The organism is Virgisporangium ochraceum, assembly GCF_016863655.1.
Lineage (GTDB): Bacteria > Actinomycetota > Actinomycetes > Mycobacteriales > Micromonosporaceae > Virgisporangium > Virgisporangium ochraceum.
This window is the reverse complement of the sequence record NZ_BOPH01000088.1, coordinates 396,598-411,984: the sequence shown is the minus strand read 5'-3', so window position 1 is coordinate 411,984 and position 15,387 is coordinate 396,598. Positions and strand designations below refer to the sequence as shown.

Genomic DNA, 15,387 nt, shown 5'->3' with positions numbered 1-15,387 from the left:
CGTCCTCGCCTTTCCGGCACCGAGCCTGGCGCGGTTCGGAATGCTGGCCGTGGTACTGGTCATCACCGGTGCGTTCGCCGGGATCTGGCTACATCTGGAGTTGCGTCGCGACGCGTACCTGGCCCGCGCCGAGGCCTGCGAGCAGGAGGCCTCACGCACGCCCCTCACCCTGCCAGAGCCGCGGGCCACCGCACGCCGGATCCAGGTGGCCGACCGGTGCCGGGCACCGGCCGAACGGGAACGGGCCGGATACATGCTCGGCGGCGCGTTGACCGCCATGCTGGCCGGATCGGCGGTCGTGTTCCTCACCCCGCTCGTCGTCCGCCGGCGTTGGCGGCTGCGTCCCCTGACAGTCGCCTCGGTCGCGGTCGAGCGGCGTGCCGCCGAGCTTGCCGCCGGCATGGGCCTGCGCCGAACGGTGCGGCTCCGCCTTGGACGGTCGGATCTCGCCGACCCGTTCGCCTATGGTCGCCCGGGTGTGCACCGTGTCGCCCTCACTCGCGGCCTTTTGGCGGCGTACCGCAGCGATCCGGCCGTCTTCGACGCGGTGATGCGTCACGAGTTGGCGCATCTGCGGCACGGCGATGTCGCGTGGACGGCCGTGGCGAGTTCGGTCTGGTACGTCGTCGGACCCATGCTCGCTGTGCCGGTCGTGGTGGCGGTCACCGGCACCGGTCTCTCCCTGCTGCCGGGGTATCTGTGGCGGGTGACGGTCCTTGCCGTCGTCGTTCACCTGGTCACCGTGGCCACGCTTCGTACCCGCGAACACGACGCCGACCTCAGGGCCGCGGAAGGACGGTGGGAGGGCGCCCTTCGGTCCGCGCTCTCCCATGCGCGGGACGCCGGTGGCCGCCCCTGGTACCGGCGTGGGCCGTTGGCGCTGCACCCGTCCCCCGCCCGGCGCCTCGCCGTCCTGGATCGTCCGCAGACCGTCGCCTCCCTGTCGTTCGTCGATGCCCTCGTCGCCGGGTTCCTCGCCACCACCACCGTCGCGCTGGTCGTCGAGATCGGATGGACCGCGACGGTGGGGACCGCGGCGCAGGCCGGTGCGCGACTGGCGGGAGCCCTCGCCGCTGGTGCCCTGCTGGGGCCGGTCATCGGTCTGGCACTCATCCGCCAGGTTCTGGTCTGCCGCGTCGTCGGGCAGTCTCCGGTGCTGGCGCCAGCGGCGGTCGGCGTGGGGCTCGGCGTGGCGGTCGGCCAGATCGTGGCCGTTGCCGGAACCGGCACCGGCCGGCTCGCCGGGTTGGAGCAACCCGTGTGGCTGCTCGTCTCCGCCTCGTTCGCCATCGGCGCCACCATGGTCTGCGGCTCGGCCGCCGCCCTCCTGGCCGGGTACGCCGGCCGCACGCGACACGCACGAGCGGTCTGGATTCCCGCCGTGCTGGTGACTACGGCCGTGTACACCGTGGCACTCTGGATCGCCGGACAGGCGCAACTGCTGGCCGACGGTGCCGGTATGAGCTGGCTGCTGGCCTGGTCTGTCACCGGACTGGCCGCACCGGCGGTGCTGCTCGCCGGCGCGTCAGCCACCGCTGCGGCCGTCACCGCGCTGACCGGGCGCGGGTCGGATGTTCTGCCCGCCTGGCTGAGCGTCGGCCCGCCCGCCCCTGACCGGACGCCCGCCTCGCCGGGCGGTCTCACCGCCCTCGTCGTGGGACTGTCGGCGGGCAGCGGCGGCGCCGTTGTCCTGGCAGCGAACCGGGCACTGAGGGGTGCCGCGACCACCGAGGCGGCACAGGTCCAGCGGTTCTACACCGCGGTGTGGATCGCGGCTGTCGCCGCCGCCGCGGCGACCATGGCGCTGTCCGTCCGGTCGGCGTCGCGCGGCCCTGCCCTGGCGGCGGTGGCCGGACCGGTCGCGGTGGGTACGGTGGTGTGCGGCCTGGTGACCCTCAACCTCGTGCAGGGCACCATGCCGTCCTGGGACGCGATCTGGACGGTCAGCCGGCTCTCCGTCGCGCTGGGCGTCGCGCTCGGCCTGCTCGTCGCGGCCGCGGCGCTGTTCGGACACGAGGGCGGCCCGCGGCCGGTCGTCGTCGCCGGGGCGACGACGGTGCTCACCCTGGTCGTCGCGGCACTCATCGCAGCCTTTCCGGGCGCGATCGTTCCGACCATCCTGTTGACGGCATGACCGTGTCCGGCCGCCCGATGGTCGTGTCCGCCGGGACCAACGACCCGGACCGGTCGGACCAACGACCCGTCCCCTCGCGCACCGGCGCGGCCAGGCTCGGCATCGAAAGGGCCGGCCCGTCGGACCGGCGGCCCGGGAGGGGTGACAGCCATGGGCACGGGTACCGCGCTCGAGATCGTCGGCCTGCGTAAGCGGTACGGCCACCGGACGGCGGTCGACGGTGTGGACATCGTCGTGCCCGAGGGCGAAATCTTCGGCATCCTCGGCCCCAACGGCTCGGGCAAGACCACCACCGTCGAGTGCGCGTACGGGCTGCGCCGGTGCGACAGCGGCCGGGTGCGCCTGTTCGGAACGCTCGACCCGCAGGCACAACCGGACCGGGTGGCCGGGCTGGTGGGGGTGCAGCTGCAGGACTCCGCCCTGCCTGACCGGTTGCGCGTCGGCGAGGCGGTGCACCTGTTCGCGTCGTTGGCGCGTCACCGCGTCGACGAGGCCGCGGTGATGGCCGAATGGGGACTGACCGGCAGACGCGACGCGTCCTTCGGCAGCCTGTCCGGCGGGCAGCGGCAGCGGTTGTTCGTCGCGCTCGCGCTGGTCGCGCGGCCGCGGCTGGTGTTTCTCGACGAGATGACCACCGGGCTGGACCCGGCCGACCGGCGCGAGGTGTGGGATCTCGTGGGACGGGTCCGGGCCGAGGGCACGACAGTCGTGCTCGTCACCCATTTCATGGACGAGGCCGAGCGGCTCTGCGACCGGGTGGCGGTCATGGTCGGCGGCCGGGTGGTCGCCGAGGACACCCCAGGCGGGCTGGTCGACCGGTACGGCGGCGGGACCCGCGTGCGGTTCGCGTCCAACGACCTGGACGGCGACCGCACCGACGGCGACGGCATCGACCTCGACGGCATCGGCCGGCTGCCGGGCGTCGTGGAGGCCGGCCGGGTCGACGGGACGGTCGCGGTGCGCGGCACCGGCGCCTTCCTGACCGCGCTCGGACACCACCTCCACGTGACCGGGCACGCCGACACCGAGCTGTCCGTCGAACGGGTCGGGCTCGAAGAGGCATACGTCGCGTTGCTGGCGTCGGGCAACCACCCGGAGGAGGCGTCATGATCCGCGCTGTCCGGTCCGTGTCGTGGATCGAGCTCAAGCTCTTCCTCCGCGAACCGGTGACCGTCATCTTCACGCTCGCGCTGCCGCCCCTCGTGCTGTTCGTCCTGGCCCAGGTCTTCGGCAACACGCCGGACCCGTCGGTCTACGAGGGGGTCGGACCCATCACGTTCTACACCCCGGCCTACATCGCGTTGGTCGTCGCCTCGCTCGGGCTCATCGGGCTGCCCGTGCACCTCGCCTCATACCGGGAGCGCGGCGTCCTGCGCCGGCTGCGGGCCGCCCGCCTGCCGGTGCGGGTGCTGCTCGCGTCACAGCTGTTCGTGATGCTCGTGGGCGCGGTGGCGGGAGCCGTGGTCCTGCTCGCCATGGCCCGGGTCCGCTACGACGTGACGTGGCCGGAGTCGTGGGCCGGCGTGGGGTTCGCGCTCGTCCTCGGGGTGGTCGCGTTCGGGGCACTCGGCGTGCTCATCGGGGTGGCCGTCCGCACGGCGCGGGCCGCTCAGGGCATCGGCGTCCTGCTGTGGTTCCTGATGATGATGGTCTCCGGCAGCGGCCCACCGCCGGAGGTGCTCGGTGGCGCGCTCCGCGGGATCGCCACCGCGCTGCCGCTCAGGCACCTCGTCGTCGCGGTCCAGGACCCGTGGCTCGGACGCGGCGTCAACTGGGCCGAGACCGCCGTCCTGCTGGCGATCGTCGCCGTGGCGGGCGGTCTGGCCGTCCCCGCGCTGCGCCAACGGGCATAGCGGTTCTTACCGAATCCTTATCCTCCGCACCGGCCGCCCTTAGCCCGGCGGCCGATGGTGGACGCATGACCACGACCACCCACGCCCGGACGCCGGCCACGCACACCGGCGCTCCCCCGCGCCGGTCGACGCCCCGGTGGTGGGCCGACGCGGTCGGTGCCGCCGCCGGGGTCAGCCTGATCGTCGTGACCGCGCTGTGGGTGGCCAACGGCGGCCTGCGGCAGCTGTCCGCCGGCGGCCCGGAGGCGGTGACGGCGCTCGGTCGGCTGACCGGGCTGCTGGCGTCGGACCTGCTCCTCGTCCAGGTGCTGCTGATGGCCCGGGTCCCGGCGGTCGAGCGGGCCTTCGGGCAGGACCGGCTGGCCCGCTGGCACCGGTGGACAGGGTTCGCCTCGTTCCACCTGATGCTCGCCCACGTCGCCCTGATCACACTCGGCTACGCCGGGACGGCGCACACCGGACCGCTCGGCGAGCTGTGGGACATGATCGTGACCCTCCCCGGCATGCTGCTCGCCACGGCGGGCACGGCGGCGCTGGTGATGGTGGTGGTGACGTCGGTCCGGCGGGCCCGGCGGCGGTTGCGGTACGAGTCGTGGCACCTGCTGCACCTGTACGCCTACCTGGGCGTCGGACTCGCCCTGCCGCACCAGCTGTGGACCGGCGCGGACTTCGTCGCCTCGCCACTCGCCCGCGCCTACTGGTGGACGCTGTACACCGCCGGGGCCGGAGCGGTGCTGGTGTACCGGCTGGGGCTGCCGGCCTGGCGCAGCTGGCGGCACCGGCTCGTCGTCAGCCACGTGGTGCCCGAGGGCCCCGGACTCACCTCGGTGTACCTGACCGGCCGGCGGCTGGACCGGCTGCCGGTGCGTGCCGGCCAGTTCTTCCAGTGGCGGTTCCTGGACGGACCGGGATGGTCGCGTGCCCATCCGTACTCGCTGTCGGCGACACCGCGCACCGACCTTCTGCGCATCACTGTCAAGGACCTCGGCGACGGCAGCGCGCGGGTGGCCGCGCTGCGGCCGGGGACGCGGGCGCTGGTCGAGGGGCCGTACGGCAAGCTCACCGGCGAGCGCTACACGGGCGGGCCGGTGGTGATGCTGGCCTGCGGAATCGGCGTCACGCCGCTGCTGTCGCTGCTCGGCGAGCTGCCGTACCGACCGGGTGAGGCGACGGTGGTGTACCGGGCCCGCGGCGAGGCCGAGGTCGCCTTCCGCGACGAGCTGGAGTGGTTCGCCCGGCACCGCGGCGTGCGCGTCCGGTACCTGTACGGGCCGCGCGCCGACCGGACGTCCTGGCTGCCCGCCGGCCACGCCGGGCACGACGACGCCGCGATGCTGCGCCGGATCGTCCCGATGGTGCCGCACGCGCACGTCTACGTCTGCGGTCCGGACGGATGGGCCGCCGCCGCCCGCGCCGCCGCGGTGGCCGCCGGCGTACCCGAGAGGCGCCTGCACACCGAACAGTTCGCCTGGTAACCCACGGAAGGAACCCACAGTGCGACGGATCACCTGGTGGCTGCTGTCCACCGTCGCGGCGCTCACGCTGCTGTTCAGCTACCGCACCAGCACCATGGGCGCCGGGCCTGCGGTGGCCGGAGGCACCGCCGCGACGGATCCCGGTGCAGCCGTCGCGGCGGCGCCGTCCGCGAGTGCCGGATCCACCAGCGGCTCGGCGAACGGCGCCATCTACGAGGGCTCGGTCGTGCAGACCCGGTGGGGTGCGGTGCAGGTCACCATCACGGTGACCGACAGGAAGATCACCAGTGTGGCGGTGCCCCGGTACCCGACGGCCAACCGGCGCGACCAGGAGATCAATGCCCGCGCCCTGCCGATCCTCAAGCGGGAGACGCTCGACGCGCAGAGCGCCGACATCGACACCGTCTCCGGAGCGACCGTGACCAGCGACGGCTACATCGAGTCGCTGCAGGCCGCCCTCGACGCCGCCCACCTTTCGTGACGCCGCCCCACCGCGCCTGGGTCGAGCAGATCATGGGCCTGCCCGTCAGCGTCCACCTGCGCGGCACCGACCCGGACTCGCCCCGGGCCTACCGGCAGGTGGCGGCGGTGTTCGGCTACCTGCGGCACATCGACGCCGCGCTCAGCCCGTACCGCGAAGACAGCGACCTGTCCCGGTGGGAGCGCGGCGACCTCTCCCCCGCCGACGCCGACCCGGCGCTCGCCCGGGTCATCGCGTTGTGCGAGGACGCGCGCACCCGCACCGACGGCTGGTTCGACCCGCGCGGCCTGCCCGACCCGCGCACCGGTGCCCCGCGCTACGACCCGTCCGGCCTGGTCAAGGGGTGGGCGGTGCGGGAGGCCGCGGCCCACCTGGCCGACCTCGACGGGTACGGGTGGTGCCTCAACGCCGGCGGCGACGTCCTGGTGCGCACCCCGCCCGGACATCCGCCGTGGCGGATCGGGATCGAGGACCCCGACGACCCGGGCCTGATCCTGCACGTGGTCACCCTGCGCGCCGGTGCGGTCGCCACCTCCGGCACCGCGCACCGCGGCGCGCACATCCTCGACCCGCACACCGGCCGGCCGGCGACGGCGGTCCGGTCGGTGACCGTCACCGGGCCGGACCTGATGTGGGCCGACGTGTACGCCACCGCCGCCGCCGCCCGCGGACCGCACGCGTTGGCCTGGCTCGACCGCCTGGACGGGTACGACGCCCTGATGGTCGGCGCGTCCGGGCTGGTCCAGGTCACCGAGGGCTGGTCGGTCGGCGAACCGGGTCTCGCGGACGCGGCCGCGGGGTGATGCTGGTACCGGAGGCACGGATGCGGATTCTCGTGGTCGACGACGACACGGCGGTGCGCGACTCGCTGGCGCGCACGCTGCGGTTCGAGGGGTACCAGGTCACGGCGGTCGGTGACGGCCAACAGGCGCTCGACGCCGTCCACGCCGACGAGCCAGACCTGATGATCCTCGACGTCAGCATGCCGGTGCTGGACGGACTGGACACCTGCCGGCAGCTGCGCACCGAGGGGCGGCTGCTGCCCGTCCTGATGCTCACCGCCCGCGACAGCGTCGGCGACCGTGTCGCCGGGCTCGACGCCGGAGCCGACGACTACCTCGTCAAGCCGTTCGCGCTCCAGGAACTCCAGGCCCGGCTGCGCGCGTTGCTGCGCCGGTCCCTCATCGCCACGCAGCCATCCGCCGCGACGACGCCCGGCGACGACGGCTGGTTGGCCTTCGCCGACGTCCGGTTGCACCCGGATACCCGCGAGGTCCGGCGCGGCGACCGCCCGCTGCGGCTGACCCGCACCGAGTTCGCGATCCTGGAGGTGTTCCTCCGCCACCCCCGGCAGGTGCTCACCCGGTCGGTCCTGTTCGAACGGGTGTGGGGGTACGACTTCGGCGAGACGTCCAACAGCGTCCACGTCTACCTCGGGTACCTCCGTCGCAAGCTGGAGGCCGACGGCGGGCCCCGGCTGCTGCACACCGTGCGCGGCGTCGGGTTCGTCCTGCGGGAGGAGCCATTGTGAAGTGGTGGCACGGGCGGACGCTGCACGCCCGGCTGGCGTTGCTCGTCACCGGCGCGGTGGCCGTGGCGGTGGTGGCCGTCGCCGGGCTGGCGTTCGCCGCCGTCGCGCAGATCGAGCACCACCAGCAGGAGTCACAGCTGCGCACCGACGCCCGGGCCATTGCCGCGCACCCGGACCGTTGGCAGACCGCCGGCGCCGGGCGTCGCGACGACGAGGAGGACGACGACCATCACCACAACGTCGGTCCGCGCTGGCAGATCCTCGACCCGGCCGGCGCGGTCGTCAGCACGTGGGGCGGCGACCTGCCTGTCACCGATCAGGCCCGGCAGGTCGCCGCCGGCCGGCGGAGCCCGGTCCAGGAGACCGTCACCGTCGACGGCCACCGTCATCTCATGCTCACCGTCCCCGCCACCGGCGGCGGCGCGGTCCAGGTGGCGCTCGACCAGGACCCGGTCGAGGACACCCTTGCCCTGCTCGCGGTCCTCCTGGTCGTCGGCAGTGTCATCGGGATCTGCGTCGCGGCGCTGCTCGGCCGCGCGGTCGCCCGGGCCGGCCTGATGCCGGTCCAGCAGCTCACCGATGCGGTCGAGAAGGTCGCACTCACGATGGACCTCGACCGCCCGGTCCCGGTGCGGGGCGCCGACGAGATCGCCCGCCTGGGCCGCTCGGTCAACACGATGCTCACCGCCATCGGCACCGCCCGCCAGGCGCAGCGCGCCCTGGTCGAGGACGCAGGTCACGAGCTTAGGACCCCGCTGACCAGCCTGCGCACGAACATCGAGCTTCTGCTCGCCGTCGAGCGCCAGCCGGACCTGGCCCACCGCCTGCCCCCTGAGGAGCGGACCAGGCTCCTCGACGACCTCGACGCCCAGGTCGGCGAGCTTGCCACCCTCACCGCCGAACTTGTCGAGCTGTCACGTGAGGAGACCACCCGGGAACAGCTCGAGCCGGTCGAGCTCACCGACGTCGTCGATGCCGCGCTGGAACGGGTACGCGTGCGCGCCCCACGGATCGCCTTCGCGGCCGACCTGGACCCGGTGACCGTGCACGGCCGACCCGGCGAGCTCGAACGCATGGTCCTCAACGTCCTCGACAACGCCGCCAAGTGGAGCCCGCCCGACGCGACCGTCCACATCGGACTGCAGCTCGATGGTCCCGACCACTGCCGGCTGACCGTCACCGACACGGGCCCGGGAATCGACGCGGCCGACCGGCCGCACGTCTTCGACCGCTTCTACCGGGCGGCCGCCGCCCGCGGCCTGCCCGGCTCCGGTCTGGGCCTGGCGATCGTCGCGCAGACCGCCCACCAGCACGGCGGCACCGTCACCGCCACATCCCACACGCCACACGGGACCGTCATCACCATCCGGCTGCCCCGCCTGATCTGACGCATGTCGCGGCGGGTGCCGCACCGCCCGGGCGCCCGCGGGCGCCCGGGCGTGGAACGGTTGTTACGGCAGGTCGCTCGGGCGCAGTACGCGGTCGATGGCGTGGGCGATCTGCTTGTTGCCCTTGTTGATGTCGAAGGACGCGACCCGGGCGTCACGGTCGTTGGTGTCCTTGTCGACCAGGCGCACCACGTGCCAGTCCTTCACGTCGACCGTCACCGTCGATCCGGCGGCGGTGGTCAGGGCCGCGCCGTCGGAGCGGCGGGCGGTCTTCCCGTCGATGGTGGCGCCCGGCACGACGTGGTACAGCAGCACGGCTTCGACGGTGTCGATACCGAGTCCGGCGACGGCGGTGAAGGCCTGTTCCTCGGACGGGCAGCGACGCGAGTCGGTGATGTCCTGGACGAGGCGCTGGAACGCCGCGTCGTTCGGTACGAACGCGGTCAGTGCCACCGTCCCGTCGGTGAGGACCTTGACGGGCGAGGTCGGCTTGGCCGACAGGACCGCCAGGACGGCTGAGGTGAGGATGTCGAAGTCGTGCGGGCGGCGGTCGAAACCACTGGTGTCACTGGTGAGCACCGCCGCCAGCGACCGGGTGCCGGACGGGGCCGCGGAGCCGCCTGTGGCCCACGCGACGGAGGGTGTCGCTGTGAGGGTCAGGGTCGTGGCTGCGGAGGCTGCTACGGCGCCGACGAAGAGGCGGCGAGCCAGACGGGCAAGCTTCATGGCAGGGCCTTTCAGCGAAACGGTCAGGTGGGTGACGGCCGTCACGCCAGAAGATTCGCCGCGGACCCGCCCGACGGATGCAGAGGATGGCCATTCGGCCACCGCGCCCGGACTCCGCCGGGTCGCCAGGACACTCCACACAGGACCTTCGTCCCTCATCCCGGTCGCCGGACGGCGGTGGTATGTGCCCATGACGATGTTCACCCGGCTCAGGACAATGAACACCCGTCCACCGATCTTTGCCCACGACACCGTCGAGGAGCTGTGGACCGAGCCGCACCGCGCCGAACGCATGCTGCGGCATCATCTGGACGGGTCGAACGACCTCGCCTCGCGAACGACGGCGTTCATCGAGCGATCGGTGCGGTGGATGACCGGGACATTCGGGCTCGGTCACGGGACGGCGGTCGCGGATCTCGGCTGCGGCCCTGGCCTGTACACCAACCGCCTGGCGCGCACCGGTGCCGCGGTGGTCGGCGTCGACTTCTCGGTCGGCTCCATCGACCATGCCAGGAGGGTGGCCGACCGGGCCGGCCTCACCGTGGAGTACGTGGCGGCCAACTACCTGACCTACCGGACCTGTCACCGGTTCGATGTCGTCATCCTGATCTTCTGTGACTTCTGCGCGCTCGGTCCCGGTCAGCGCGGGCGACTCCTCTCGACCGTGCGCACTTTGCTCAAGCCCGGCGGATACTTCCTGTTCGACGTGTGGTCCCTGGCGGCCTTCGACGCCAGCCGGGAGTCGGCGACGTACGCCCCGATGCTCGACGACGGCTTCTGGTCGCCCCACCCCTACTTCGGCTTCCGCAACACCTTCCGGTACGAGCTCGAGAAGGTAACCCTGGACCGGTACGAGATCGTCGAGGAGAACCGGACATCGGTCTTCTGCAACTGGTTACAGCACTTCGACGACGCGGCGCTGATGACCGAACTGGAGGCGTCGGGGCTGCGATGCGACCGGTTGCTCGGTGACGTCGCGGGCACGCCCTACGACCCGTCGGCCCACGGCTTCGCGATCGTCGCCGGCCCCGCCTGAACGGTTCGGGCCACAAAGAGCGCAGACGCGGTTTGCGACTTCTCGCTTTCCGGTCATCGACGTCACTATCCAACTCCATCACCCATATGCATGGGTGGATATTCGGCACCAAACCGTCGATGTCGATTCCGGTAGGTCTTTGGTCCCGACGGCACAGGGCCGAACGTCTCTCCTTCACCCAACCGCTCACCCGGCGTACTGATGCCCACGACTCATCGCACCGGCCGGCGCGGAACTCCCTGCCCGGTCGGATGTCGTGGAGGGAGGAGCAGTGAACCGAAGACTCCTGGCGCTGTCGTCGGTGACCCTGATGCTGCCGATGCTGGCGGGCGCCGTCGTCGCGGGTCCCGCCGGAGCGACAGCACCGACGGGCGACGCCGCTGCCGCGGTATCCGCCGACCGGACCGACGGAACGGGCCTGGCCAAACCGACGCAAGGCGATGTCGCGGGCAGACCCGATCCCAAGGACCGGACCAAGCGCAAGCGTGTGACGCAGGCCGAACGCGAAGCGGCCGCCGCCCGGGCCGCCAAGCGCGGCTCGAAGCTGCCGACCAAGGGAACGCGTGCCGCTGTTGCGGGCCAGACCCCGCACTACTACGGGCCGTACCCGAACTACGCGAACAGCCCTCTGCCGACCGTCACCGGCGCCGTCCTCTCGGTCGGCAACCCGCTGACGGCGCGTACGTACGCGACCGACTACGCGAGCCCACCCGGTGAGTTGGCACCGGTGCTGGTCGTGGTGCCGGCCGCGCTACCCGACGGCCTCGTGCAGGGATTCCAGATCTTCAACCAGGCGACGGCGGGAGCGAGCCCGACGCCGTCCGCCGGCAACATGCTGCACGCCTACGTGCTGCGACCGACCGGCGTCGCCAACGAGTACCGGGTGGTGTTCGACAGCGGCGCGTTGACGGTGCCGTCGACCACCGATCCGGTGGGTCGGGTCGAGACGTTCGCGGTGCCTCCGGTCGCGGTCCAGGCCGGTGATGTCGCCGCATTCTACGGTCAGGGCGTCCCACTGGACATCGGTGCCGGAGCGGACGTGCTGAGCTACCCGGCGCCGACCGCGCCGACCGCCGACACCACCATCATGGTCGGTGGCACGGCGTACCCGCGGTACGACCAGCAGCGGACCTACTCGTTCGCGACCAGCGTGATCGACCTGTCGGGCAACGACCCCGTCGTCACCGGGGGCATCCGCAAGTTCGTCGACGGGTTGCCGATGCCGGACGCCGCCAACAACCTCGGTCAGTACATTCCGGTGGCCGTCCCGGACAGCACCACCTACCCGGGCTCGGACTACTACGAGATCGGGCTGGTGCAGTACCGCGAGAAGATGCACTCCGACCTGCCGCCGACGCTGCTGCGTGGTTACGTGCAACTGTCGACGGCCGCCGTTCCCGGACAGCGCGTCCCGTTGACCAACGCCGCCCTCGACGGCACCACCACACCCATCATGGACCAGGGGAACCCGGTGCTCGGTGTCACGCCGCCGCACCAGTTGGGTCCGCTGGTCTCCGCGACAAGGGACCGGCCGGTGCGCATCAAGTTCCGCAACCTGCTGCCGACCGGGCGCGGCGGTGAGCTGTTCCTGCCCGTCGACACCACCGTGATGGGCGCCGGCATGGGGCCGACCATGGGCGGTATGGAGGAGCCTGACCCGCAGAACCCGATGTGCGGCGCCGATCCGAAGCCGGCGGGCTGCTTCGCCGAGAACCGGGCGACCGTGCACCTGCACGGCGGAATCACCCCGTGGATCAGCGACGGCACACCACACCAGTGGATCACGCCGGCCGGCGAGAACACGCCGTACCCGAAGGGCGTCAGCGTCCGCAACGTTCCCGACATGCCGGACCCCGGACCGGGCGCGCAGACCTTCTTCTACACCAACCAGCAGTCGGCGCGGATGATGTTCTACCACGACCACGCCTGGGGCATCACGCGGTTGAACGTCTACGCGGGCGAGGCCGGCGGGTACGTCATCGCCGACCGCGCCGAACAGGCGTTGATCGACGCGGGCATCCTGCCCGGGGCCGCGGACACCCTTCCGCTGATCATCCAGGACAAGACCTTCGTGCCGGGACCCGCGCAGCTGGCCGCGCAGGACCCGACGTGGGACAGCGGGAAGTGGGGCGGCGAGGGCAACCTGTGGGCGCCGCACGTCTACATGCCGGCGCAGAACCCCGGTGACACGTCGGGCGTGAACCAGTTCGGCCGGTGGGCGTACGGGCCGTGGTTCTGGCCACCGACGGGCGGCATCAAGCACGGTCCGGTCGCGAACCCGTACTACGACCCGAACTGCGACACCGACACCGGCGCGTGGTGCGAGCCGCCACTGATCCCCGGCACACCCAACGTCTCCATGGGCATGGAGTCGTTCAACGACACCCCGTTGGTGAACGGCACCGCCTACCCGACGATGACCGTCGACCCGAAGGCGTACCGGGTCCGGGTGCTGAACGCGGCCAACGACCGGTTCTGGAACCTGCACTTCTACCAGGCCGACGCGACGGGTAAGGAGGTCGCGTTGAACCCGGCGGAGGTCGAGGCCGCGCAGACCGATCCGGCGGTGTTCCCCACCCCGGACCTCGCCCGCAGCCCGGCCGGGCCCAGCTGGATCCAGATCGGCACCGAGGGCGGTTTCCTGCCGGCGCCGGTGGTGGTTCCGCCGCAGCCGATCACGTGGGTGACCGACCCGACCGTGTTCAACGCGGGCAACGTCGACAAGCACTCGCTGCTGCTGGCGCCGGCCGAACGGGCCGACACCGTGGTCGACTTCTCGCAGTACGCCGGGAAGACCCTGATCCTCTACAACGACGCCCCGGCGGCGTTCCCGGCGCGGGACCCGCGCTACGACTACTACACCGGCGGTCCGAGCCTGGTGGACACCGGCGGCGCGCCCACGACTCTGCCGGGCTACGGGCCCAACACCCGCACCGTCATGCAGATCAAGGTGGCGGCCACGACACCGGCACCGGCGTACGACCTGGCCCGGCTGCAGGCCGCGTTCGCCCACAACGCCGGTGGCACCGGCGTGTTCGAGTCCTCCCAGGACCCGATCATCGTCGGGCAGGGTGCCTACAACTCGGCGTACGGCAGTGCGTTCCGCAACACCGCGCCGCGCGACGGGCTGGTGCGCATCAGCGACACGTCCCTGGCGTTCAACACGCTGCTCGGTCAGGGAGCGACGCAGACACTCACGATGCCGTTGCAACCCAAGGCGATCCAGGACGAGATGGGTGAGGCGTTCGATCCGGAGTACGGGCGGATGAGCGGCAACCTCGGGCTGGAGGCACCCAACGCGCAGGCGGGACAGCAGAACCTCATCCTCTATCCGTTCGTGAACCCGTCCAGCGAGAACCTGAAGGGAGTCGAACTGCCACCCGGTGCGTCGGTGACCCCGATCGCCAGTGCCGCCGACGGCACTCAACTGTGGAAGATCACCCACAACGGGGTGGACACGCACCCGATCCACTTCCACCTGTTCCACGTCCAGCTCATCAACCGCGTCGGCTGGGACGGCATCATCCGCAAGCCTGACCTGAACGAACTCGGCTGGAAGGACACCGTGCGGGTCAGTCCGTTGGAGGACACCATCGTGGCGATCCGGCCGATCGTCCCCCAGGCACCGTTCGGCATCGAGGACAGCACCCGGCCACTCAACCCGGCGATGCCGATCGGGTCGACGCTCGGGTTCAACAACACCGACGCCAACGGCAACCCGATCACCCCGCCGATCACCAACCAGGTGGTCAGCTTCGGCTGGGAGTACGTCTGGCACTGCCACATCCTCAGCCACGAGGAGATGGACATGATGCGGCCGATGGCCGTCAGCGTCTCGAAGACCCTCCCGCGGGCGCCGGTGGTCACCTACGCCCGGAACGGAGGTGTGGTCCTCAGCTGGACCGACGGCACACCCGTCACCCCCGACCTCGGCCCGACGTGGGGTGACCCGGCGGCGGAGGTGGGCTACCGCATCGAACGCGCCGACGTGGCGGCGGGTGGAACTGCCGGTACGTACGCCCAGATCGGCACCGCGTTGGCGAACGCGACGACGTTCACCGACACCGGGGCCGGCCCGACGACGCAGTACAGCTACCGCGTCACCGCCTACAACGCGGCCGGTGCCTCGGCGTCCCAGCCGGTTCTGGCCGGACCCGCCGGGGTAGCGGCGCCCGCGGCACCGACGGCGCTGACCTTCTCGTTCACCACCGGTGTGCGGTTGGTGTGGCGGGACAACGCCACGACGGAGACGGGCTTCGTGGTGGAACGGGCCACCAACGGCGGCGGTTTCCAGCCACTCGCCACGGTTCCGGCCCGCAACGCCACCGGAAACGTCGTGTACATCGACACCGCCGTCCAGGCCTCGGCCACGTACCTGTACCGGGTGAAGGCCGTCAACGGAGGCGGGTCGTCGGCGTACAACGGCCCGGTCCAGGTGACCGTGCCGGCGCCGCCGGTGGCACCGACGAACCTGGTGGGCAGCGCCATCGTCGGCACCACCGGCACCGACATCGTCAGTCTCACGTGGACGGACAACTCCCTCGACGAGACCGGGTTCACCATCCAACGCAGCACCAGCCCGGCCTTCACGACGGTCGTCACGTACACGGTGGCCGCGAACACCCCGACGTTCGAACAGACGGCCGCACGTAACCGGACCTTCTACTACCGCGTCCGCGCCAGCAACCCGGGCGGCGCGTCGGGATGGTCCAACGTCGTGGCGGTCACGACACCGTAGAACCACCTGTGACGGCGCCGGCCCA

General features: G+C 71.8%; 11 protein-coding genes. 10 read left to right on the top strand and 1 reads right to left on the bottom strand.

Annotated features, from left to right (window positions below):
* The first annotated feature begins 40 nt into the window (after nt 1–40).
* The 8 genes from Voc01_RS33075 (at nt 41) to Voc01_RS33040 (ending at nt 8,862) form a co-directional block, all read left to right on the top strand.
* Nucleotides 41–2,134: a M48 family metalloprotease gene (locus tag Voc01_RS33075; protein WP_203931530.1), complete on the top strand. Its 2,094-nt coding sequence runs from the start codon at nt 41–43 to the stop codon at nt 2,132–2,134.
* A 150-nt stretch (nt 2,135–2,284) separates the two neighbouring features.
* Nucleotides 2,285–3,244: an ABC transporter ATP-binding protein gene (locus Voc01_RS33070; RefSeq protein ID WP_203931529.1), complete on the top strand. Its 960-nt coding sequence runs from the start codon at nt 2,285–2,287 to the stop codon at nt 3,242–3,244.
* Entirely contained in the window at nt 3,241–3,987 is a 747-nt protein-coding gene (locus Voc01_RS33065) for an ABC transporter permease (RefSeq protein ID WP_203931528.1), read from the top strand. The genes Voc01_RS33070 and Voc01_RS33065 overlap by 4 nt, the downstream gene beginning before the upstream one ends.
* A 65-nt stretch (nt 3,988–4,052) precedes the next feature.
* Complete coding sequence (locus Voc01_RS33060; RefSeq protein ID WP_203931527.1) at nt 4,053–5,462, top strand: ferredoxin reductase family protein; 1,410 nt, start codon at nt 4,053–4,055, stop codon at nt 5,460–5,462.
* A gap of 19 nt (nt 5,463–5,481) precedes the next feature.
* Complete coding sequence (locus Voc01_RS33055; RefSeq protein WP_203931526.1) at nt 5,482–5,943, top strand: FMN-binding protein; 462 nt, start codon at nt 5,482–5,484, stop codon at nt 5,941–5,943.
* Nucleotides 5,940–6,746, top strand: coding sequence for an FAD:protein FMN transferase (locus Voc01_RS33050; protein WP_203931525.1), 807 nt, complete (start codon nt 5,940–5,942; stop codon nt 6,744–6,746). The genes Voc01_RS33055 and Voc01_RS33050 overlap by 4 nt, the downstream gene beginning before the upstream one ends.
* Before the next feature lie 20 nt (nt 6,747–6,766).
* Complete coding sequence (locus Voc01_RS33045; RefSeq protein ID WP_203931524.1) at nt 6,767–7,474, top strand: response regulator transcription factor; 708 nt, start codon at nt 6,767–6,769, stop codon at nt 7,472–7,474.
* Nucleotides 7,471–8,862, top strand: coding sequence for a HAMP domain-containing sensor histidine kinase (locus tag Voc01_RS33040; RefSeq protein ID WP_239160634.1), 1,392 nt, complete (start codon nt 7,471–7,473; stop codon nt 8,860–8,862). The genes Voc01_RS33045 and Voc01_RS33040 overlap by 4 nt, the downstream gene beginning before the upstream one ends.
* A 63-nt stretch (nt 8,863–8,925) precedes the next feature.
* Here Voc01_RS33040 and Voc01_RS33035 read toward each other — a convergent pair whose 3' ends face one another.
* Complete coding sequence (locus tag Voc01_RS33035) at nt 8,926–9,588, bottom strand: fasciclin domain-containing protein (protein ID WP_203931523.1); 663 nt, start codon at nt 9,586–9,588, stop codon at nt 8,926–8,928.
* 190 nt (nt 9,589–9,778) lie between these two features.
* Here Voc01_RS33035 and Voc01_RS33030 point away from each other — a divergent pair, with 190 nt between their 5' ends.
* Both Voc01_RS33030 and Voc01_RS33025 read left to right on the top strand, forming a co-directional pair.
* Entirely contained in the window at nt 9,779–10,624 is an 846-nt protein-coding gene (locus tag Voc01_RS33030; protein ID WP_203931522.1) for an SAM-dependent methyltransferase, read from the top strand.
* Between the two features lie 271 nt (nt 10,625–10,895).
* Nucleotides 10,896–15,362, top strand: coding sequence for a multicopper oxidase domain-containing protein (locus Voc01_RS33025; RefSeq protein WP_203931521.1), 4,467 nt, complete (start codon nt 10,896–10,898; stop codon nt 15,360–15,362).
* Nucleotides 15,363–15,387 lie beyond the last annotated feature (25 nt).

Bases quoted from the DNA above. Each gene is read 5' to 3' on its own strand.
- Voc01_RS33045 (WP_203931524.1), top strand. From the start codon at position 6,767: ATGCGGATTCTCGTGGTCGACGACGACACGGCGGTGCGCGACTCGCTG.
- Voc01_RS33030 (WP_203931522.1), top strand. From the start codon at position 9,779: ATGACGATGTTCACCCGGCTCAGGACAATGAACACCCGTCCACCGATC.
- Voc01_RS33035 (WP_203931523.1), bottom strand. From the start codon at position 9,588: ATGAAGCTTGCCCGTCTGGCTCGCCGCCTCTTCGTCGGCGCCGTAGCA.
- Voc01_RS33070 (WP_203931529.1), top strand. From the start codon at position 2,285: ATGGGCACGGGTACCGCGCTCGAGATCGTCGGCCTGCGTAAGCGGTAC.
- Voc01_RS33075 (WP_203931530.1), top strand. From the start codon at position 41: ATGCTGGCCGTGGTACTGGTCATCACCGGTGCGTTCGCCGGGATCTGG.
- Voc01_RS33060 (WP_203931527.1), top strand. From the start codon at position 4,053: ATGACCACGACCACCCACGCCCGGACGCCGGCCACGCACACCGGCGCT.
- Voc01_RS33065 (WP_203931528.1), top strand. From the start codon at position 3,241: ATGATCCGCGCTGTCCGGTCCGTGTCGTGGATCGAGCTCAAGCTCTTC.